General features: G+C 49.5%; 25 protein-coding genes. 15 read left to right on the plus strand and 10 right to left on the minus strand.

All coding sequences use genetic code 11. The annotated features are described in order from the left end of the window. Window positions 1-42: 42 nt before the first annotated feature. From OGY33_RS10650 to OGY33_RS10680, 7 genes are all read right to left on the minus strand, one after another. Complete coding sequence (locus tag OGY33_RS10650; protein WP_191238681.1) at window positions 43-591, minus strand: motility associated factor glycosyltransferase family protein; 549 nt, start codon at window positions 589-591, stop codon at window positions 43-45. 131 nt (window positions 592-722) lie between these two features. Further along, complete coding sequence (locus tag OGY33_RS10655; RefSeq protein WP_191238682.1) at window positions 723-1,526, minus strand: antitermination protein; 804 nt, start codon at window positions 1,524-1,526, stop codon at window positions 723-725. Further along, window positions 1,523-2,383, minus strand: coding sequence for a hypothetical protein (locus OGY33_RS10660; RefSeq protein ID WP_048214548.1), 861 nt, complete (start codon window positions 2,381-2,383; stop codon window positions 1,523-1,525). Before OGY33_RS10660 ends, OGY33_RS10655 begins: the two co-directional genes overlap by 4 nt. After that, complete coding sequence (locus tag OGY33_RS10665) at window positions 2,383-3,351, minus strand: toprim domain-containing protein (protein WP_191238683.1); 969 nt, start codon at window positions 3,349-3,351, stop codon at window positions 2,383-2,385. Before OGY33_RS10665 ends, OGY33_RS10660 begins: the two co-directional genes overlap by 1 nt. Next, window positions 3,348-4,964 carry a DEAD/DEAH box helicase gene (locus tag OGY33_RS10670; protein WP_048214550.1) on the minus strand — a complete coding sequence of 539 codons (1,617 nt, stop codon included), beginning with the start codon at window positions 4,962-4,964 and terminating at the stop codon, window positions 3,348-3,350. The genes OGY33_RS10665 and OGY33_RS10670 overlap by 4 nt, the downstream gene beginning before the upstream one ends. A 429-nt stretch (window positions 4,965-5,393) precedes the next feature. After that, window positions 5,394-5,696: a hypothetical protein gene (locus tag OGY33_RS10675; protein WP_048214551.1), complete on the minus strand. Its 303-nt coding sequence runs from the start codon at window positions 5,694-5,696 to the stop codon at window positions 5,394-5,396. Next, complete coding sequence (locus OGY33_RS10680) at window positions 5,668-5,892, minus strand: helix-turn-helix transcriptional regulator (protein WP_032625779.1); 225 nt, start codon at window positions 5,890-5,892, stop codon at window positions 5,668-5,670. Before OGY33_RS10680 ends, OGY33_RS10675 begins: the two co-directional genes overlap by 29 nt. A gap of 98 nt (window positions 5,893-5,990) precedes the next feature. On the opposite strand from OGY33_RS10680, the gene OGY33_RS10685 reads away from it, so the two are divergent. The 15 genes from OGY33_RS10685 (at window position 5,991) to aspC (ending at window position 17,045) form a co-directional block, all read left to right on the plus strand. After that, entirely contained in the window at window positions 5,991-6,659 is a 669-nt protein-coding gene (locus OGY33_RS10685; protein ID WP_048214552.1) for a LexA family protein, read from the plus strand. A 170-nt stretch (window positions 6,660-6,829) separates the two neighbouring features. Further along, window positions 6,830-7,045 (plus strand): hypothetical protein, encoded by a 216-nt coding sequence (locus OGY33_RS10690; protein ID WP_047343663.1) that lies wholly within the window; start codon window positions 6,830-6,832, stop codon window positions 7,043-7,045. Continuing rightward, window positions 7,042-7,260, plus strand: a complete 219-nt coding sequence (locus tag OGY33_RS10695) for a hypothetical protein (protein ID WP_048214553.1) — start codon at window positions 7,042-7,044, stop codon at window positions 7,258-7,260. The genes OGY33_RS10690 and OGY33_RS10695 overlap by 4 nt, the downstream gene beginning before the upstream one ends. Before the next feature lie 60 nt (window positions 7,261-7,320). After that, window positions 7,321-7,707 carry a S24 family peptidase gene (locus OGY33_RS10700; protein ID WP_191238684.1) on the plus strand — a complete coding sequence of 129 codons (387 nt, stop codon included), beginning with the start codon at window positions 7,321-7,323 and terminating at the stop codon, window positions 7,705-7,707. A gap of 291 nt (window positions 7,708-7,998) precedes the next feature. Further along, window positions 7,999-8,361 carry a hypothetical protein gene (locus tag OGY33_RS10705; protein WP_191238685.1) on the plus strand — a complete coding sequence of 121 codons (363 nt, stop codon included), beginning with the start codon at window positions 7,999-8,001 and terminating at the stop codon, window positions 8,359-8,361. Then, window positions 8,354-8,566 carry a hypothetical protein gene (locus OGY33_RS10710; RefSeq protein ID WP_048214557.1) on the plus strand — a complete coding sequence of 71 codons (213 nt, stop codon included), beginning with the start codon at window positions 8,354-8,356 and terminating at the stop codon, window positions 8,564-8,566. The genes OGY33_RS10705 and OGY33_RS10710 overlap by 8 nt, the downstream gene beginning before the upstream one ends. Then, on the plus strand, window positions 8,538-8,759 hold the full coding sequence (locus OGY33_RS10715) for a ParE family toxin-like protein (protein ID WP_075551207.1): 222 nt from the start codon (window positions 8,538-8,540) through the stop codon (window positions 8,757-8,759). Before OGY33_RS10710 ends, OGY33_RS10715 begins: the two co-directional genes overlap by 29 nt. Continuing rightward, window positions 8,756-8,980, plus strand: coding sequence for a hypothetical protein (locus OGY33_RS10720; protein WP_048214558.1), 225 nt, complete (start codon window positions 8,756-8,758; stop codon window positions 8,978-8,980). Before OGY33_RS10715 ends, OGY33_RS10720 begins: the two co-directional genes overlap by 4 nt. 100 nt (window positions 8,981-9,080) lie before the next feature. Next, window positions 9,081-9,452, plus strand: a complete 372-nt coding sequence (locus tag OGY33_RS10725) for a hypothetical protein (RefSeq protein ID WP_048214559.1) — start codon at window positions 9,081-9,083, stop codon at window positions 9,450-9,452. Beyond that, a complete protein-coding gene (locus OGY33_RS10730; protein ID WP_048214560.1) occupies window positions 9,436-9,693 on the plus strand; it encodes an excisionase family protein in 258 nt (85 codons plus the stop codon). Before OGY33_RS10725 ends, OGY33_RS10730 begins: the two co-directional genes overlap by 17 nt. Window positions 9,694-9,737: 44 nt before the next feature. Beyond that, on the plus strand, window positions 9,738-11,030 hold the full coding sequence (locus OGY33_RS10735) for a tyrosine-type recombinase/integrase (RefSeq protein ID WP_191238686.1): 1,293 nt from the start codon (window positions 9,738-9,740) through the stop codon (window positions 11,028-11,030). 194 nt (window positions 11,031-11,224) lie between these two features. Beyond that, window positions 11,225-12,427, plus strand: a complete 1,203-nt coding sequence (gene pncB / locus OGY33_RS10740; RefSeq protein ID WP_020996513.1) for a nicotinate phosphoribosyltransferase — start codon at window positions 11,225-11,227, stop codon at window positions 12,425-12,427. 166 nt (window positions 12,428-12,593) lie between these two features. Next, a complete protein-coding gene (gene asnS / locus OGY33_RS10745; RefSeq protein ID WP_020996514.1) occupies window positions 12,594-13,994 on the plus strand; it encodes an asparagine--tRNA ligase in 1,401 nt (466 codons plus the stop codon). Between the two features lie 600 nt (window positions 13,995-14,594). Further along, window positions 14,595-15,671, plus strand: coding sequence for a porin OmpF (gene ompF / locus OGY33_RS10750; RefSeq protein ID WP_048235705.1), 1,077 nt, complete (start codon window positions 14,595-14,597; stop codon window positions 15,669-15,671). Between the two features lie 183 nt (window positions 15,672-15,854). Then, window positions 15,855-17,045, plus strand: coding sequence for an aspartate transaminase (gene aspC / locus OGY33_RS10755; RefSeq protein ID WP_048225872.1), 1,191 nt, complete (start codon window positions 15,855-15,857; stop codon window positions 17,043-17,045). A gap of 52 nt (window positions 17,046-17,097) precedes the next feature. On the opposite strand, the gene OGY33_RS10760 is transcribed toward aspC, so the two are convergent. The 3 genes from OGY33_RS10760 to ldtD all read right to left on the minus strand — a co-directional run bounded on the left by OGY33_RS10760 (window position 17,098) and on the right by ldtD (window position 20,251). Further along, window positions 17,098-17,745 (minus strand): MBL fold metallo-hydrolase, encoded by a 648-nt coding sequence (locus tag OGY33_RS10760; protein ID WP_003831949.1) that lies wholly within the window; start codon window positions 17,743-17,745, stop codon window positions 17,098-17,100. 28 nt (window positions 17,746-17,773) lie between these two features. Beyond that, complete coding sequence (gene mepK / locus OGY33_RS10765) at window positions 17,774-18,322, minus strand: peptidoglycan L,D-endopeptidase MepK (RefSeq protein WP_003831948.1); 549 nt, start codon at window positions 18,320-18,322, stop codon at window positions 17,774-17,776. A 177-nt stretch (window positions 18,323-18,499) separates the two neighbouring features. Next, window positions 18,500-20,251 carry a L,D-transpeptidase gene (gene ldtD, locus OGY33_RS10770; RefSeq protein ID WP_191238687.1) on the minus strand — a complete coding sequence of 584 codons (1,752 nt, stop codon included), beginning with the start codon at window positions 20,249-20,251 and terminating at the stop codon, window positions 18,500-18,502. Between the last annotated feature and the right edge of the window lie 139 nt (window positions 20,252-20,390).

Below are 20,390 nucleotides of genomic sequence, written 5' to 3' on the forward strand. Positions count from 1 at the left end.
AATGGGAAATTTAATTCCGAGGAAATAGTCGATGTGAGGAACTCACATCAAACCGCGTAAAGCCTCATTGAGGTCGATACGCCGAAAGCACTTAAGCGCTGTCTGGCGGCTACTGTTGATAATATTAACCTCACCAGCCAGCGCTCTGGCGGTACTGGCAAACTCCCCGCGCCAACGCGTAACACTCTCTGCTGTAGGGTTATCCAGCCCGACGTGATCACCATGCCAGTGACTACCGCCATTAATGGAGCAGTCAAACCCTAACAGGATGATATTTTTTGCCCCCTGGCTGGCGGCAAATAGAATCGAGCGCTGCCCGGAGTTGAAGGCCAACCGGGTATCTGTATCAAACAGATTTAGCCCATAGCGTTTATGAGCCCGGTAATTACAGGTCCAGCGAGAGGCTGAGGACGGCAGAACATTGATGTTTGCATCCCACCAGCGCAGATCACCAGCGTAAATGTATTCACAATCAGGCACGGCTCGCCAGGTGGAGTTAACAGCAATAACCGGCAGCCCCGATCCGGAGATCAGTTCGCAATCTGATTTATTGAGAGACGGGCCGGATGCACAAATGATGAATGTATTCATTCGCGGCGACCAAATTTAGGCATAAAAAAACCCGCTCGGAGGCGGGTTTGATTTCGTGCAGGCGCAATAACCTACGATTTGAAGCATACACGACAAGTTCGGACAAAATCAAGCTTAATGTGGCTAATATGCTAAATTTTGTTCACATCATCACGAAAGCTCGTTGCGTCCTGAAACGCCGAGTCTGCTTTTTGTTCTTCTCTGTAGCAGACGTCGACAAGCCCCTCCAGAAACGGTTTCCAGTTACGGGTCCACGTTCTGACGTGCAGATCTGGGACTCGCTTCAGTATCGCTTTATAGGCTGCAGTAGACGGCACCCCAGAAAATCCTTTTCCGCTGCAGCGCTCGCAGGTTTTAAACACCGGCGCGCCACGCTCGCCTGTGGCTTTGCGGTCGAGCACCTCACCTTTGCCGCCGCAACGGCATCGGGCCAACAGCTCACCTTTACCGTTACAGGCGGTGCAAAGACGCTTAACCTGTTCACGTTCTATTTTTGGCGTAACAATCTCGTCACCATCGATGTTGTAGAGTCCTGGGTATTTAACCACGTCCTCACTCACCTCAATAAGTCCGCTACCGCTGCAACAGTGACATGTCACGCTGGTTGCAGCAGAACGGGAATACTCAGCAAAGGCAAATTGCGCCAGCGTCAGCATACATGCACCAAGAGCATCACCAGCGGCTTTGCGGACATTCTTTGGGGCGTTTTTGATAGCAAACTGCGCCAGCGCCTGCGCCGCCAGTTGTTCATCCGTCTTGCTGATCCCCGCTTTACCGAAGAAAGCAGCCAGACCGAATCGCGCCCGACTGCTGGTGGTACCAATAGCAGCCATTACATCCGTTCCTGTAAGTCGGTCCGGAGAGGTTCCTTTCACGTCGTCGCTAATATGCATTCCCTGAGGGCTGAAATGTTTGAGTGATGCTTCCAACTTCATTGTTCGCACTCCCCAACCAGATTAAGAATAACCGCCGCACCGTTGTCTTCCATGTATTCGTCCTTTCCACTTGCCAGAAACCAGCTGCAAACCTCGACAGCTTCAGCGCGTGTCACAGGTTTGATGGTCGCCAGCAATTTTTCCAGGTATCGCTCACGGTCGTACACAGATTCATGGTGCTCGGAATAACCAAATTCGTAACCGAGTTCCTGACCTGAAGTGTGGCGAACGCTGTAGAGCCAGTCCCAGTAAACAAACTCACGAACAACATCTGACAGTGTATGAGGCTCTGGCAGAACGTCACGATAGCCATCAACATATGCGCGACGCTGATCATCAATTTCATTCATACGACTGCCGTCAATGCTTCCATCTCTCTTTTCGTCTACTGTCCATCCCCACTGGTAATCATCAGTAAATTTTGGGGAAGACCTGATCACTCGCTCGGCCTCTACGTCCTCCATCGCTGCTTCATAGCTGCCGAACGTAGCGCGCACATCAGCAGCTTTCTTGATGTTTTCCCGTGCATTCTGAATAGCACGCACCGGGTTATCCATGCCGATGGTACCGAAAGCTACCTGGAAAGGATCGCCGCCATTCGCCAGAAGATAACGGGAATACCGTTCCTCGGCCTCTTTTGGAGAGATTTTAATTTTCTCCAGCGCGGCTTCTGCTGCGTCCAGATGTGCCGGTTCATTCAGGCGGATAACCTCCAGTACCCACAGATAGGCATCAGTCTGTTTATGCCCGGTGATTCTCCGTTGCTCAGGTAGAGGTTTGATGTTTGCCAGGGCTGAGCTGTGCGCTGCCGTCGGGATGGTGAATAGTGCTTTATGTTCGTTGTTATCTGTACGCATTACGCAGCCGCCTTTTTCTTGTGGAAAACCAGCTCACGAACCTGATCGCCGTTCATGAGCATATTGTTGAAATCATCGTGATCGGGCCAGTACACGCTCACTCGCTGTAGGTCATTCTTTGCCAGCAGATTGGCATGAGCGCATTCATAGGCCGCAGCCAACCCGGTAGCGCTGTTCTCGTCACGGTCAGCAAAAATAATGAGGTGCTTAACGCCAGCCGGAACGCGGAATTTCTTCATGAAGTTGGCCGTCATGGTTGCCCAGGTATTTACGTTATAAATCTGGTGCGCAGACAGAGCCGTTTCGATGCCTTCGGCGATACCAAGTGTGCTGGCCACCGGGAACATCCTGATCGCCACTGAACGGGCGTGATCAAGATAGTTATCTTCCTGCAGGGATTTTTGTCGCTTTGCACTGGTGCCGATATCTGCCTTTTTTGCGCCATCGAGTAATGTCTGGTGCAGATAGCACAGTTCTCCTTTATCGTCGGTGGCGAGGGAATAAAGCGACTGATACACCCTCCCTGCATGGCGCTGCTTATCGTTGAAGCGGATCGCTTCAAGCGGCAGACTGAAAATGCCGCGCGCGTTGAGATACGCAGCACCAGAAGTGCCACGCAACGGCTGCAGCTTCGCGAACTTATTCAGAACCTTTGTACGCAGGCTGGTAGCACTGCTGCTGACCGGGATTTTTACACGCTGAAAATCATTACCGATCAGGTGGTCTATTTCCCTGCAAACCTCATTAAATGGCTTCCCCTGTGTCAGTGTGACAAGCTTCATACCGTCACCGCTGCCGCAGGTACAAATCCACGTCCCCCGACCGTCGCGGTCGTCAATACGTAGCTTGCCGCGCGCTCCACATACCGGACATTCGCCTTTAAAGTGGTTTTTACCAGTGATCGGCGGAAGGCCGAAGTGCTCAAAGATGGTAGGCCAATGCCCAATTGCTGCTTCTACCGTCTTCATGCTCGTTTTCCTAACTGCTGTTTGATATCGCTAATCACTTTCTGTGCTTGCCGAATGGAGGATGGCGCAGGTGCACCAGATGCCGCCTGCATACGTTTGGCCTTCTCCTGACCTTTCGCATAAGCGATCAATTTGTGCCGGATGAAATTCGAAACGGTCGGTGTGATCTCCATCGGGAAATCGCTCAGCCCGTTAGGCCACTCGTCAAAACGATCGCGAAAAGTGTTTGCGCACCAGCCATCACTAACGGGCTTTTTCCCCTGCGATACTCGCTGGCGCTGATAGAATTTGATCTGACTCCACCAGGCCTGTTTCTCTGCCTTCGTGGGCAGATGCTGGTCTTTACCCAGCTTTTTGAGTTTGCGGCCGGTATCAGTATCGACGTCCTCACCGCCCAGCGGCTTATGTCCGCATTTCGGGCATACGTACACACCAGCGGGTTTCATGTAGTGGCATTGAGAACATTCATGGGGGAGTTTTTCGGCCCGTTCCTCAGCTGCACGGCGCGCGCTTTCATCCATGCCGTCAGACTTACCGGGGAGATCGTCATATTCAATAGAATCCGGATAACCGAGGCGGTGCACGGTGCCACTGTGATCAAAGATGAGGCAAGATTCTTTACCCGGTGCGGTGCGCAGGCCACGCCCGAGTGCCTGCAGCCAGCGAATTTCGCTTTTTGTTGGCCTGGCGTAGATGATGCAGCGAACATCACTATCGAAGCCGGCCACCAGAACGCCCACACTAACGATGATTTTCGTTGCGCCGGTTTCAAAGCGGTGAATGATGGTCTGGCGCTCATCCACTGGAGTGTCGGCGGTCATGACCTCAGCGTTAACATCCGCTTGGTTAAACTGGATTGTCAGGAAATTGGCGTGGGCTACATTGACGCAGAAAGCGATAGTAGGCAGATCCCGCCCATTCTCCAGCCAGTTCTGTACGATATCGCCCACCAGCGTAGAGCCACACATGATTTCAGCCAACTGCGTTTCGTTGTAATCGCTGCCGTACTCAAGCGAGGACTTGGTTTTTACGCCTTTCAGATCCGGCTTTGTTGGCGCGTAAAATTCGTATTTACTCAGATCGCCACGCTGGATTAACTCGCCGATGGTGGTCGGCTTAATCAGTCGGTCATAGTATTTGCCCAAGAATGGGGAAAAAGGCGTACCCGACAGACCAATCACCTTTACGCCTTTGCCGCGCAGCCGTTCGATATCCTTCAGGATGCGTTTTTTACGCAGGTGTGCTTCGTCGATAATCAGCAGATCGATATTTTCAGGAAAAACACGACGAATAAGCGTGTCGGCGCTGGCAATCTGAATTTTACGGGCTGGATCGTAGTTCGGGTGATCCGCCCAGATATAACCGATTTCATCCCCCGGTAACCCGTACTCCACAAAGCGATTGGCCGTTTGACCAATCAGGATGGTGTACGGTGCACAAAACAGAACGCGCATACCACGGCTGACGAACCCGGCAACGATGAAAGCGGCAAGACCAGTTTTACCGCTACCAGTTGGTGAGTACACCATGAAGGTGTCGTTTTCCTTCCAGTCACGGCGCAACATGTTTAGCGCTCGTTCCTGTGCAAAATTCGGCGTGATCGTCAGCTCCATTGTGCTGCCCCCCGTGCTGATGAGATAATAATTTTGTGATGTGGTTTTCATGGATTCCCCCTCACATGGCTGGTGGCCTCCCCAAAGGCTGCCAGCCTCCCTTCTGATTCAGTTCCCCTGAAAAACACTCTTCCAGGAAGAACCCTTTTTCGTTTCTCAGCGCCTGAGCGCCTTGTACTATCTTGCTGATACAGGCGTTTTTTTAAATTGCGCCCTTAAGACAGTGATCTACTTAACCAATGGATCTCTCCTGTTGGAAAAGACCCTATTCCTACCCCTGCACCCAATCCCCCCCTACCCCCCTTTCCCTCTTCCCCATAAAAACGTACCACTTCACTAGTACGTATGAGGAGTTGGGTCAGTTGGTTGCCAACCTGAACAGGCACCTTTAAGCCTGCTTTTGTTCGGGTACCTTTAAACCCGAAACAATCAGGAGCGCTGTCGCGTTCCAGCCAGGGGAGGTTCGGCGGTATACCCCTGTAAAGCTCTGCCCTGATTTCTCACAAACAGGCGAAGCCTTGTGTTTGCTTCATGCCTTGCCCGGTTCTCCTTGCGGTACGAAACGGGTTCGGCCTCGAACGTCTCTTGATACACAGCTGCATAACGCTGGAGCGCTTTTTGTCGTGCAGTGGGTGTCAGGCTGAATAACTGCTGCTTAATCCACTCGGCATCCGCTTGTGAGTAGGTTTCCGGCAGTATTGAGTTATCGAAGCTGCTCTCCGGTATGTTCATCGGAAAAAACCTCATCCAGACTGGTTTCATATCCGAGCTGCTTAAAAGCGCTCACGATTCGTTTACCCACCTCAATGTCAGGGATTCGACGACCAGTTTCGTAATGGCTAACTGCCCCCTGAGAACTGGCAATCAATGCGGCCAATTCTCCCTGCGTAACCTTTGCTTTCAGCCTTAGGCTCTTGATTCCGCTCATTCGGATAGTTCCTATCTAAATAATACATAACGTACTATACACACTTCAAACAATAATACAAAATGGAACTTGTTCAAAAAATACGGATTGTAATAATCATGAACATGAAACAGAGATGGCAGGACCTGGCTAAATCCAGGATGAAAGAAGTCGGAATGACTCAAGAACAACTAGCAGAAGCTCTAGGAATAACCCAGGGTGGGCTAGGTCATTGGTTGAACGGTAGACGCGAACCCAACCTGGAGGTCATAGCAAAGATTTTTAACATACTTAAAATGCCAGGTTTCGTGGTGAATGCTGATGGAACGGTCAGTGACTCCAGAGCCGATCACAATGTGACATTCATCGGAATTAACGAGTCGAAAGGAAGCTACCCTGTAATTAGCTGGGTAAGTGCAGGGGATTGGATGGAAGCTGTAGAGCCATATCATAAACGGGCTATAGACCGTTGGTACGATACAACTGTGGAATGTTCAGAGGATTCATTTTGGTTGGACGTGCGAGGTGATTCAATGACATCACCAGTCGGCCTAAGCATTCCGGAAGGTATGGTTATACTGGTCGATCCTCAAGTGGAGCCTATCAACGGGAAATTAGTTGTAGCAAAGCTTGATGGAGACAACGAAGCCACTTTCAAAAAACTGGTTATCGATGCTGGCCAACGATTCCTCAAGCCGTTGAACCCTCAATATCCGATCATTCCCATAAACGGTAATTGCCGTATTATCGGCGTCGTGGTCGATGCAAAAATAACTAACCTGCCATAGTGCACAAGCCGCGAAAGCGGCTTTTTTATTCCCTCCGTCACGAATCAAACAAAAAAAACCTTAACAAACATAGAGATAAAAATTAATACATCAGATTAATCCGTTTTGTATTGACGATAGTTAATACGTTATGTATTGTTTAATCATCAACAAGCAAACGGAGCAAGAAGATGAGCACTCAACAATTGGTGTCTGAAAATGGTCCCATCCACAAGCTAGCTATGGATATTGATCGCGTGGTAAACGTGCTTGAATATGCCGAATCTGATCCAGATACTGGCTATAAGCCAGCAGCCCTCATTCAAATTTGCATTAACCAATTAAAGAAAAATCTTTCAGTTATAAATCGCGAAATCGGGCATGACTGGCCGGAGAACAAACAATGATGACTGATACTGTAGTTCTCAATAAAGATGAAACAAGTTCGATGCTCATGAGTTGGGCTCACGATATAACTTGTTGTTCATCTTCATTATGGCTACTTCTTGAAAGAATGACCTCTGAGGAAGAAATAAGAGAACACGCGTTAATTACTTTGGTTGTAAAAACACTAGAAGAAGTAAACGAACAAATAAATAACTTCGAAATTAAACAACTATAAACACCAATAATTAATAAAACACCTTAAATGGTGTGACCAAACTCACCTTGAGGAAATGAAATGCAAACTTCACTTTCTTTTAATAAGCCAACTAAAACGCCTCAAATGTTATTTGGCTCTGACAATATTAATGATTTTGGAAACAGAGTTAAGAGCTGCAGGATGGAAGGTGACTCAATGCAGCCGACTATCGAACCCTGTGAGGTAGTGGCTTTTGTTGATTGTGGAGGCCGCGTTCTTACACCCGGTATATATGTTTTTACGGGCGATGTTTTCGGCCGTAGCTTCCTGTTCATTAAGCGAATAGAGCCATTGCCGAACGGCGCATTAAAGATTATTTCTGACAATCTCCATTACCAAACTTTCACGCTTAATGCTGGTGATCAAAAAGACATGCGTATCCACGGAAGGGTTGTCGCTTCTTTGGCTGTGAGGCACTTCATATGACTTTCATTATAGATAAATCGGCATATAGAACAGCATGCCTTTATGCGTCCTGCGGTTACGAGGTAATCGCGCGGCTTTACCTAAAAAAAGCATATGGGAGATAGAAAATGTGGAACCCAAAGACGGCTGGGATAGATGAAATTCATTTGGAGGCAGAGAACCTCAACACCATTCTGGAAATAGTAATAAGCAATAATGAGTTAAACACAAATCAAAAAAATTCTTTGCTAGGTATGGCTCTTAATGCTTCGGCGAATTTATTGTACTGGTGTGAAGCAGAGGAAAAGCGACGTGAATAATTTAATCAATACGTATCGCCACAGAATTCTTAAATCTGCGCTATTACGCCATCAGCGAAAAACAGGAAGCACCTGCCTCATCATTAATATGCCTAAGGGTGGAATTAACACTATCGAATTAACAGAAATACTAATTGACGGCCTGTTGAGGCGATTCGAAAAAATGATCCTCAGTGAGTACGAAAATATTGAAGGTGTAAAAGCCATCCGAGGAATTTACAGCAACGCCGTAGATGTGAATGGCAGCGGTGAGTTCCTGACAGAAAGCGGAAAGGCATTAATCGACGAGCTCATTTCTGAGCTGGTTGAGTTTGCCAAGAAAAAATCAGTCACAGCGGAGACAAGCCATGAGTGATCAGACACCAATTATCACGCACGAACCAGTAAATATCGTGTTGACGATCGAGAACGGAAAGGTTATCCACGCGCGCCCAGTTCAGAACGGCGAGGTTACAGCATCGCTGGAGACTTTTTTGTGGATGGCTGAACGCGCCGGTTACTCGGTAACCCCACCAGCAGGAGGCAATGACAATGGCCCTGACAGCGATACGAATTCCTGAGTGGGTACACCTGCAGGCGGTACATGTACTCCGCCAGTTCAGAGCCAGGCGGATTCATCCATGCCGTATGCACGGCTCCGGGAACCTGAGCCTGCGGGTTAATCGCCGCTGGCGGCTGCTGTCCCGAGACGGCGGCCATAACTGGGAGGTTATGAGCCATGAACGATACAGCAAACGGAAGGACAGAAAATGAAAATCCAATACCAGGACTATGGCGCCGTAGCGAACATCGTTATCACCAGTACGGTGTTTGAGTTCCGTAAACATAACCGGGTAGTCGATGCCACGCTGATCTGCACACCAGACATCATTGCAACCCGTACTGGGATGTTCTTCATGAAGACGGCTTTATCAGGTAAATCTCGCGACATGCTGCGTGCGTACAAAACTGTTCAGCGGGAGGCGACACGATGAAATCTTTCCTCCTGTCTATGCTGTTTGGCCTGTTATTAGTGGCCGCTATTTTCGGGGCGTTGATTGAGTACAAATTTTTGACGAATTTCGGAGGTTAACAGTGGAAAAATCGCATATCAATACTGAAAACCTAAACACAATTCACGACTGTCTATCCCAGCTTGTGATCGTTGAAGAAACTCAGCTCAGCATTGAAGATCAGTTGGCTAAATCAAATAGCAGCAGTGAGTGGAGTGTTTGGCGTAAAAAAGCAGAATACGCACTAAAGATCGTAAAAGGTAAGCGTCGTATCATCACAGCTCGACTGGCAGTTCTTCGCCAACTTGAAAAAGACCGCAATATGCAACTGCACCAGCAGCACAACGATTTCCTCATTAATGAGCTTAGGACAGTAGTACCCTCTTCCACCTTTGATCGATGCGTTCGCCAGGCTAACGATAAAATGGAGAAAATCCATGCAGACCAGTGCTGATGTCGTTCTTCTGGTGCCGAATGACTGGGTTAGCGAGAGAGTTTTGATTGCAGTTACCGGACTTAAACCCGGGACCATCACCCGTGCCAGAAAAGAATCCTGGATGCTGGGTCGCGAATACCTGCACGTCTCACCAGACGGTAATCCCAAACCTTCGAGCGAATGTATGTACAACAGGAAAGCGATCGACATTTGGATCGAGGCACAGAAAAAAAATCAACCAGGTGCGCAGAAAGCATGAAAAGCAGTACACTCATCCATGCTCCTGGACGTCAGGAGGGATTAATGGCTAATGCATCATACCCGACAGGCGTCGAAAACCACGGCGGTTCACTCCGCATCTGGTTTCTGTACAAAGGCAAACGTGTCAGGGAAAACCTCGGTGTCCCTGACACAGCCAAAAATCGCAAGATAGCCGGTGAGCTTCGTTCATCGGTTTGTTTTGCAATAAGGATGGGGAATTTTAACTATGCGGAAAAATTCCCAAACTCGCCGAACCTTGCCCGGTTCGGCCAGGATAGAAAGGAAATTACTGTGCTGGAACTTACCGAAAAATGGTCTGATCTGAAACGAATGGAGATCAGCACTAACACCATGAGTCGGTATGAGTCCATCATAAAAAACATGCTTCCGCGCATTGGCGAAAACAAGTTGGTTTCTGCTGTGACCACTGAGGATTTGCTGTATGTAAGGAAGGAGTTGCTGACAGGTTTTCACGTAATGAAGAAGGACCACCGGACGCAGGTAAAAGGCCGGAAGTCCTCCACCGTGAACAATTACATGATGTTAATGGCCGAAATCTTCCAGTTTGGAGCAGATAACGGTTATGCAAAGGAAAACCCGTTTAGCGGAATTAACCGCCTCAAGAAAGCGAAGGGTGAGCCCGATCCACTCACGACAGATGAGTTCATCAGGTTTATCCAGGCATGCGGCCATCAGCAGATGCGAAATCTCTGGTCGCTTGCAGTCTATACAGGAATGAGGCATGGGGAGTTGTGCGGTTTGGCCTGGGAAGATATCGATCTGCATGCCGGGACCATTACTGTGAAGCGCAACCTTACCCAGACGGATGAGTTCACCCTGCCAAAAACAGACGCAGGCACTGACAGGGTGATTTATCTCATTCAACCAGCTATTGATGCCCTGAGGAATCAGGCCCAGCTTACGCGCCTTGGCCGGCAGTATGAGGTTGAAGTGAAATTGCGGGAATATGGCCAGTCAGTCATACATCCATGCACTTTCGTTTTCAGCCCTCAATGCGTAAAACGTGGGCCACGAAGAGGATATCACTATGCGGTTAATTCGATTAATAAAATTTGGGCTCCGATAATCAAGCGCGCCGGTATTCGTTACCGCAACGCGTACCAGTCACGGCATACCTATGCGTGCTGGTCATTGTCAGCGGGTGCGAACCCAAACTTTATAGCAACTCAAATGGGACATGCAGATGCACAGATGGTTTACAAGGTGTATGGAAAGTGGATGTCAGAGAAGAGCGCCGAACAGGTTTCTCTGCTCAACCAAGCGCTTTCACACTTTGCCCCATCACTGCCCCAAAGCATGGTTTCAGCATGGTAAAAATCTTTATATACAAGTAGTTAGTAGCAATAACGCTACATTTTCATAACACGTGGCACGAATTGCCCTCGACCAGAAAGAGAGCTTATGGTGTGATCGGGGTTCAATAAATCGCTAAACAGGGTATACTCCAGCGGTTTTATTAGTTGTTTATTGTACTAAACGCTCCCGTGAGAGGATGCTACTGCGCACCTATGACACAATTCGCTTCTCCTGTTCTGCACTCGCTGCTGGATACAGACGCTTATAAGTTGCATATGCAGCAAGCCGTTTTTCACCACTACTATGATGTACAAGTAGCGGCTGAATTTCGTTGCCGTGGCGATGACCTGCTCGGTATTTATGCCGATTCTATTCGTGAGCAGGTGAATGCTATGCAGCACCTGCGACTGCAGGAGGATGAGTACCAGTGGCTCTCCGGCCTGCCATTCTTTAAAGCTGATTACCTCACCTGGTTACGCGATTTCCGCTATAACCCGGAACAGGTTCACGTCACTAATGATAACGGTAAGCTGAACATCCGCTTAACCGGTCCGTGGCGTGAAGTGATCATGTGGGAAGTTCCGCTGTTGGCGGTTATCAGTGAACTGGTGCACCGTTACCGTTCGCCCGAATCAGGCGTCCCGCAGGCACTCGATGAGCTGGAAAGCAAACTAGTAGAATTCTCTGCTTTAACGAAAGATGTCGATATGTCCCGCTTCCATTTGATGGATTTCGGTACGCGTCGTCGTTTTTCGCGCGAAGTACAGCAGGCTATCGTTAAACGCCTGCAGCAAGAGCCCTGGTTTGTCGGCACCAGTAACTACGATCTGGCCCGCCGCCTGTCATTAACCCCAATGGGTACGCAGGCGCATGAGTGGTTCCAGGCTCATCAGCAAATCAGTCCAGAACTTGCCACCAGCCAGCGCGTAGCCCTGGCAGCCTGGTTAAATGAATACCCTGATCAACTCGGCATTGCATTGACCGATTGCATCACCATGGACGCATTTTTACGCGACTTTGGCGTTGAGTTCGCTACCCGCTACCAAGGGTTACGCCATGACTCAGGCGATCCGGTGGAATGGGGTGAAAAAGCCATCGCTCATTATGAAAAACTGGGTATTGATCCGCTGAGCAAAACGCTGGTCTTCTCAGATAATCTCGATCTGAAAAAAGCGATTGAACTCTACCGCCACTTCTCTTCCCGCGTACAGTTGAGTTTTGGTATTGGGACACGGCTAACATGCGACATTCCGCAGGTTAAGCCACTCAATATTGTGATCAAGCTGGTGGAATGTAACGGCAAACCGGTGGCGAAGTTATCTGACAGCCCGGGTAAAACCATCTGCCACGATAAAGCATTTGTTCGTGCACTGCGCAAAGCCTTCGATCTCCCGCATATCAAAAAAGCCAGTTAAGCCTTCCAGGGAGCCATTTTGGCTCCCTTTTTCGCGCTTATTTCCGAAATCTTTCACTCCAGCTACGAATTCTGCTTGTCTGATTGCAGATGCCAGGTAACATAGGTATCCCCCCATTACGGGTGGACATGTGTTTATATATCCGACTATTAACAGAGAGAATATTATGAGCGTTGTGCCTGTAGCCGACGTACTCCAGGGCCGCGTAGCCGTTGACAGCGAAGTCACCGTGCGCGGATGGGTGCGTACCCGCCGAGATTCAAAAGCTGGCATCTCCTTCCTCGCCGTTTATGACGGTTCCTGCTTTGATCCTGTACAGGCCGTCATCAATAATTCTCTGCCCAATTACAATCAGGACGTACTGCGCCTGACGACGGGTTGTTCAGTTATCGTAACGGGTAAAGTCGTTGCATCTCCTGGACAAGGACAGAGCTTTGAAATTCAGGCCACTGAGGTTGAAGTCACCGGCTGGGTTGAAGATCCTGACACTTACCCAATGGCAGCCAAGCGTCACAGCATTGAGTATCTGCGTGAAGTGGCGCACATGCGTCCGCGTACCAACATGATTGGTGCGGTAGCGCGTGTACGTCATACGCTGGCGCAAGCTCTGCATCGTTTCTTCCACGAGCAGGGTTTCTTTTGGGTATCGACTCCGTTGATCACCGCTTCCGATACGGAAGGTGCCGGTGAAATGTTCCGTGTTTCTACGCTGGATCTGGAAAACCTGCCGCGTAACGATCAGGGCAAAGTCGATTTCGACAAAGACTTCTTTGGTAAAGAAGCCTTCCTGACCGTTTCCGGTCAGCTGAACGGTGAAACCTACGCCTGCGCCCTGTCCAAAATTTATACTTTTGGCCCGACATTCCGTGCAGAAAACTCTAACACCAGTCGTCACCTGGCAGAGTTCTGGATGCTGGAACCAGAAGTGGCTTTTGCTGACCTGAATGATGTTGCAGGCCTGGCTGAAGCGATGCTGAAGTACGCGTTTAAAGCCGTACTGGCAGAGCGTGCGGATGATATGAAATTCTTCGCTGAACGTGTCGACAAGGACGCGATTTCACGCCTGGAACGTTTCATTGACGCTGACTTCGCGCAGGTGGATTACACCGACGCGGTAAGCATTCTGGAAAAATGCGGTAAACAGTTCGAAAACCCTGTTTACTGGGGTGTGGATCTGTCTTCTGAGCATGAACGTTACCTTGCTGAAGAGCACTTTAAAGCGCCGGTGGTAGTGAAAAACTACCCGAAAGATATCAAAGCGTTTTATATGCGCCTTAACGAAGACGGTAAAACCGTTGCTGCAATGGACGTACTGGCCCCGGGAATCGGTGAAATCATCGGTGGTTCTCAGCGTGAAGAGCGCCTGGACGTGCTGGATGCCCGTATGCTGGAAATGGGTCTGAACAAAGAGGATTACTGGTGGTATCGCGACCTGCGTCGCTATGGTACCGTTCCGCATTCCGGCTTCGGATTGGGCTTCGAGCGTCTGATCGCTTACGTCACCGGCGTACAGAACGTCCGTGATGTTATTCCGTTCCCGCGTACTCCACGTAACGCCACCTTCTAAACGTGCGTTATTGTTTCAAAGGCCAGCATTGCTGGCCTTTTTTATACCCTTTTCGTGTTATCTGGATACCCATCTCACGTTAAACACAACCTTTCAATCCCCTCCACCTGTTACGTAATATTTCATCGCAATACATTTGCACAAAAAATAATCAGCAATTTTATTGTGGATTAGCATTTTCTGATTAAATAGTACATTTTTTAGCCTCTCGCACGGCACTCCAGACGTCCAAAAATCGCTACCTGTAAAATCCGAACTTTCCGGCATAACGGAGAAAAAATGACCTTATCAAAATTAAACATAAGAAAATCATATAAATAGAAATAAAAACGAGAATTTTAAGCGCAGGGGCATCCGAAGTTTGACGCTGTTCACAAAGTCGCACAAAAATAACAATTTGTTACATATTTTTTCTTTTTGAAACCAAATCTTTATATTTGTAGCACTTTGACGGTAGCGAAACGGTAGTTTGAATGGAAAGATGCCTGTCAGACACATAAAGACACCAAACTCTCATCAATAGTTCCGTAAATTTTGATTGACGGAATTTATTGGCGGCAGTGGCAGGTGTCATATAAAAACCGATGAGGGTAATAAATAATGATGAAGCGCAATATTCTGGCAGTGGTTATCCCTGCTCTGCTGGTAGCCGGGGCAGCTAACGCTGCAGAAGTTTATAACAAAGATGGCAACAAGCTGGATGTATACGGTAAAACCGTAGGTCTGCACTATTTTTCTGATAACGCTGGCAACGATGGCGATCAGACTTATGCCCGTCTTGGTTTCAAAGGGGAAACTCAGATTAATTCCGATCTGTCCGGTTACGGTCAGTGGGAATACAACTTTGCCGGTAATAACTCTGAAGGCGGCAGTGACGCTCAGAACGGCAACAAAACCCGTCTGGCATTTGCTGGTCTGAAATATGCCGATCTGGGCTCTTTCGACTACGGTCGTAACTACGGTATCGTTTACGATGCACTGGGTTACACCGATATGCTGCCAGAATTTGGTGGTGATACCGCATACAGCGACAACTTCTTCGTTGGCCGTGTGGGTGGTGTTGCAACCTACCGTAACTCTAACTTCTTCGGTCTGGTTGACGGCCTGAACTTCGGTATCCAGTATCTGGGTAAAAACGAGCGTGATGGCAATACCGGTCGTTCTAACGGTGACGGCGTTGGCGGTTCTGTAAGCTACGAAATGGATGGCTTCGGTATCGTTGGTGCTTACGGTGCAGCTGACCGTACCAACGCGCAGGAAAACTCTTTCTACGCTAACGGCGGCAAAAAAGCTGAGCAGTGGGCAACTGGCGTTAAATACGATGCTAACAACATCTACCTGGCAGCGAACTACGGTGAAACCCGTAACGCAACTCGCATCTCAGGTGCCGGAAACAGTGGCTTCGCCAACAAAACTGAAGATTTCTTTGTTGTCGCTCAGTACCAGTTCGATTTCGGTCTGCGTCCATCCCTCTCCTACAACAAATCTAAAGCGAAAGACGTAGAAGGCGTGGGTAACGAAGATCTGGTTGACTACATTGAAGTAGGCGCTACCTACTACTTCAACAAAAACATGTCCACCTATGTTGACTACCAGATCAACCAGATCGACTCTGATAACAAACTGGGCGTGAACTCTGACGACACCGTAGCAGTCGGTATCGTTTACCAGTTCTAATAGCAGACCTCTTTGTTAAATGCCTATAAAACAGGACTTCGGTCCTGTTTTTTTATATCTGCTAGCGAATTCTTGCGTCTTAAAAAAACACCTCAGCTTTTCGTCAGTAACGGTTGGCATTTTGTAAATCTACCGTTAACCTGATAGCGGACTTCCCTTCTGTAATCACTATGGAACCTCGTCATGTTTGAGAACATTACCGCCGCTCCTGCCGACCCCATTTTGGGTCTGGCTGATTTGTTTCGTACCGATGACCGCCCTGGAAAAATAAACCTCGGGATCGGTGTATATAAAGATGAGACAGGCAAAACGCCGGTACTGACCAGCGTTAAAAAAGCCGAGCAATATATACTGGAAAATGAAACCACCAAAAATTACCTTGGCATTGACGGTATTCCAGAGTTTGGTCGTTGCACTCAGGAATTACTGTTTGGTAAAGAGAGTTCGCTTATCAACGACAAACGCGCACGTACAGCACAGACCCCTGGCGGTACTGGCGCACTGCGTGTGGCAGCTGATTTCCTGGCGAAAAACACGTCGGCTAAACGCGTATGGGTGAGCAATCCAAGCTGGCCTAACCATAAGAGCGTGTTTAACTCCGCCGGTCTGGAGGTTCGTGAATACAACTATTACGATGCGGCGAACCATTCTTTAGACTTTGATGCGCTGCTGGCAAGCCTCAGCGAAGCGCAGGCTGGCGACGTGGTGTTATTTCACGGCTGCTGCCATAACCCAACCGGTATCGACCCTACTCTGGAGCAGTGGCAAACGCTGGCCCAGCTTTCTGTCGAAAAAGGTTGGTTGCCGCTGTTTGACTTCGCATACCAGGGCTTTGCCCGTGGCCTGGAAGAAGATGCAGAAGGTCTGCGCGCATTCGCAGCGCTGCACAAAGAGCTGATCGTCGCTAGCTCCTACTCCAAGAACTTTGGTCTGTACAATGAGCGCGTAGGCGCCTGTACACTGGTTGCAGCCGATGCTGAAACCGTTGACCGTGCGTTTAGCCAGATGAAATCCGCCATTCGCGCTAACTACTCCAACCCGCCAGCACACGGCGCTTCCGTCGTCGCCACTATTCTGAGCAACGACGCGCTGCGTGCTATCTGGGAACAGGAACTGACTGATATGCGCCAACGCATTCAGCGCATGCGTCTACTGTTCGTGAATACGCTGCAGGAGAAAGGTGCAAACCGCGACTTCAGCTTTATCATCAAACAGAACGGCATGTTCTCATTCAGCGGCCTGACCAAAGAACAGGTTCTGCGTCTGCGTGAAGAATTTGGCGTCTATGCCGTCGCTTCCGGACGCGTAAACGTGGCAGGAATGACGCCAGATAATATGGCGCCGCTGTGCGAAGCGATTGTCGCAGTACTGTAATCTATCGCACACAAAAAAGGCCGCAATAGCGGCCTTTTGTTTATCTGAGATATTACCAGACAGGCATTTCATCTTGCAGGAACGGGTTATGTAGCCGTTCGTTACCCAGCGTAGAAAGTGGGCCGTGACCCGGAATAAACGTTACGTCATCGCCCAGCGGCAACAGTTTACGTTTAATCGAATCGATCAGTTGGCTGTGATCACCGCGCGGGAAATCGCTGCGCCCTACGCCACCTTTGAAAATCACGTCACCAGAAATCAGTAATTTTGATTGCTCATCAAAGAAGACCACATGTCCCGGTGTATGACCCGGACAATGCAGAACCTGTAACGTCACGTTGCCAACGCTTATCCGGTCACCTTCATTCAACCAGCGATCGGGCGTCAGCGGCTCACAATCTCCCAGGCCAAACATGCGGCTCTGAGCAGGGAGTCCCTGTAACCAGAACTCATCTTCTTTTTCCGGGCCAATAACCGGTACACCATAATGCTGTGCCAGTTCAGCCGCCGCTCCAACATGGTCAAGATGACCGTGAGTAAGCAGGATCTGCATTAGCGTCAGACCGCTGGCATCCACTTCCTGTTTGATTTTCTCGGCATCGCCGCCGGGATCGACCAGCGCGGCCAGACGAGTCTGCTCACACCAGATTAGCGAGCAGTTCTGGGCGAAGGCAGTGACCGGAATAATACGATAGTTCATACAGCTCCTGTTTCATTAAGCTTATGGATCACCAGTGCCGTGCAGGGCCGGTGTCAATATGCACAAAGTTACTGCTGGGGTAGTATCCTACACCACCTGCGCGCATAGATAACGCAGCTTTGCGAATATTACTTAATGCAATGCCTTCAATATGGAAATCCATGGCCTGACCTTTAGTGTGGTAGCTTTTCTTGGCCACACCACGGCTACGTGCACGGAGTTCATTATTGGTATCGATAGAGCGATAGCCTGAGATCAGCTGTACGGGTTTACGCGTGCCCAGCAGGCCCTGCAGACGGAAGAGTTGATCAAACAGTCCCGGGTCAATGGATTTCACTTTATTGGCCCGAAAATCACGGAAAAAGTGGTTAAGTTTTGCTAATTCGTCCTGAATATAGCCCCTGCCATCAAAAAACTCTGCTTTTATTGACTCACCGGTATGCAGGTTATTCAGAGTCAATATACGCGGACGTGGGGTAGAGAGTGTTGCAAACGCAGGCGTAGGCAAGATGGCAGCGCCGAGGGCAATACCACCAAGCGCCAGCAGTTTGCGGCGATTAGCGTCAAATTTGTCCATGGTATTAAGGTCTACAAGGTCAATGTTATCGTATGTATGCTCTAGCGCACGCGGGAAACCTTATCTGGCTAAGTAGTCCACGTCAAGGCTCCCAACCCCAGGAAATACGGGGCTCACAGCCATTTTGCCCCGTTTCCAGCATAACTTACGACAATCATTTTCCTCGAACTGCTTCATTTATCTGATTAATTGCTCGGCTTTTGACACAATTTGTGCGCTGGATCGCGCTGTCAGATCGTAATTGTAAATATCTGTACGATACTGCGTGCGCCCATCAGGGCCGACAAATGCGGTCAGATAGTAGAGGTTGACCGGAATATTCTGGCGAATATTCACATACCGCGTATCCCCTTGCTTCAGGGCATCCGAGATGCGTGAATCATTCCAACCCGCGTCCTGTAGCAGCATATTCGCCAGCTCAGATGCCTTGTTCACACGCACGCATCCGGAGCTTAACGCCCGCGTATCTTTCTGGAACAGATTGTGGTTCGGCGTATCGTGCAGATAAATAGCGTCCGAACTCGGCATATTGAATTTATAGCGTCCGAGCGAGTTACGTGCACCCGGAGCCTGCTGAAAGCGGAACGGCAGATTGGACGCAGTGATGGTCGCCCAATCAACCTGCCACGGATCTATCGTCTCTTTACTGTTCCAGCCGCGCATTACGGTATAGCCGTGACGTTCAAGATATCCCGGATCATTCCATAACTTAGGCAGAATATCTTTACGTGCCAGCGTCGGCGGAACGTTCCACGGTGGGTTAACGACCACGTTATTTAGCGCACTGCTCATCATCGGCGTTTTACGATCGGGACGCCCGACAATAACGCGCGAGGCCAGCACCTGATTGCCATTCTGATAATAAACCAGCGAATAGGCAGGAATGTTCACCATGATACCGGTAGACAGCTCACTCGGCAGCAGGCGTAAGCGCTGAATATTTAACGCCAGCACGCCCGCACGCTGAGCAGGCGTCACGTTCAGCCAGTCACGTGTGGCTGGACCAATCGCGCCATCTGCGCCAAGTCCCTGCCACGTCTGAAAACGCTTTACCGCATCAACCAATTCACGATCGTAGGTGCCACGCCCTTCTTTGCCAGACGTACTGACGGCAGGCTCCAGCATCCCGGTTCGACGCAAAATTTCACGTAGCGCGGGGATGTCATTACTCCACTCCCCCGGACGCAGCGTTGCTGTACTGGTGAGCTGTGGCCAGGGACGTGTATCGCCCACCAGCTTGAGCAGTGATTCATGCATGGCTGCATACTGCGGATGTTGAGGCGCAAGGCTGGCCACAAATGAAGTCAGTTGACCGTTATCCAGTGCGACCTGCCACTGGTTGATGACGGAAATCGGCGGCGTCGTTAGCGCATAGGGCTTATCGCTGTAAAGCCAGCGATTACCTTTGACAGGGATGTTAGCGATAAAGTGCAGATACCCCATCATCGCATCAGAGAGCACGATGTCTCTCGCCTGACCGGTTACTGCCGGGTCAGTCAGAAGTGCAACCCAGGTAGTGAACTGCGGCTGAAAGCCGGCAATTGCGACCTCGGCTAACTGTTGCTGAAATGCCTTTACCGCATCACGATTTTCCCACATCGGCTTCATTTCGCGTGCGGCATACAGCAGTTCCAGCTGGCTCATGTAAACCGGCGTATAACCTGCTGGCAGTTGAGAGTGTATTTCGGCGCGGGCTTTATCGACAGACACGCCTTCTGGCAGCGGTTGAATACCCGCCATAATAGCCGTCGCAGAAGATTGAACCTGCGGCTGCGATAACGCTGTTGGCTGTTCACTGACGGTCGCAGAGCTATCGCCAGGGATCATTTCAGGCTCATCGGCCTGAGCATTGAACAGTGGAGCGAATGTTACGGCCAGGCACAAACTGATTGCCGACAGCCGACGACCACACATTTTATTAAGCAACATCCCTTGCCCCCTGTTTTCTTTATCATACTCTGAATAGCCAGGCCGTCTGTATTCCCCTTTATTCTGACGAGGGTCGGACCTGTAAAACGCCAATACAAACTGAAGTATGACGAGCAAGCCTGTGACGCGTTAGGCTCAC

This window comes from Citrobacter sp. Cpo032 (genome assembly GCF_030332975.1).
In the GTDB taxonomy this organism is placed as follows: Bacteria; Pseudomonadota; Gammaproteobacteria; order Enterobacterales; family Enterobacteriaceae; genus Citrobacter; species Citrobacter portucalensis.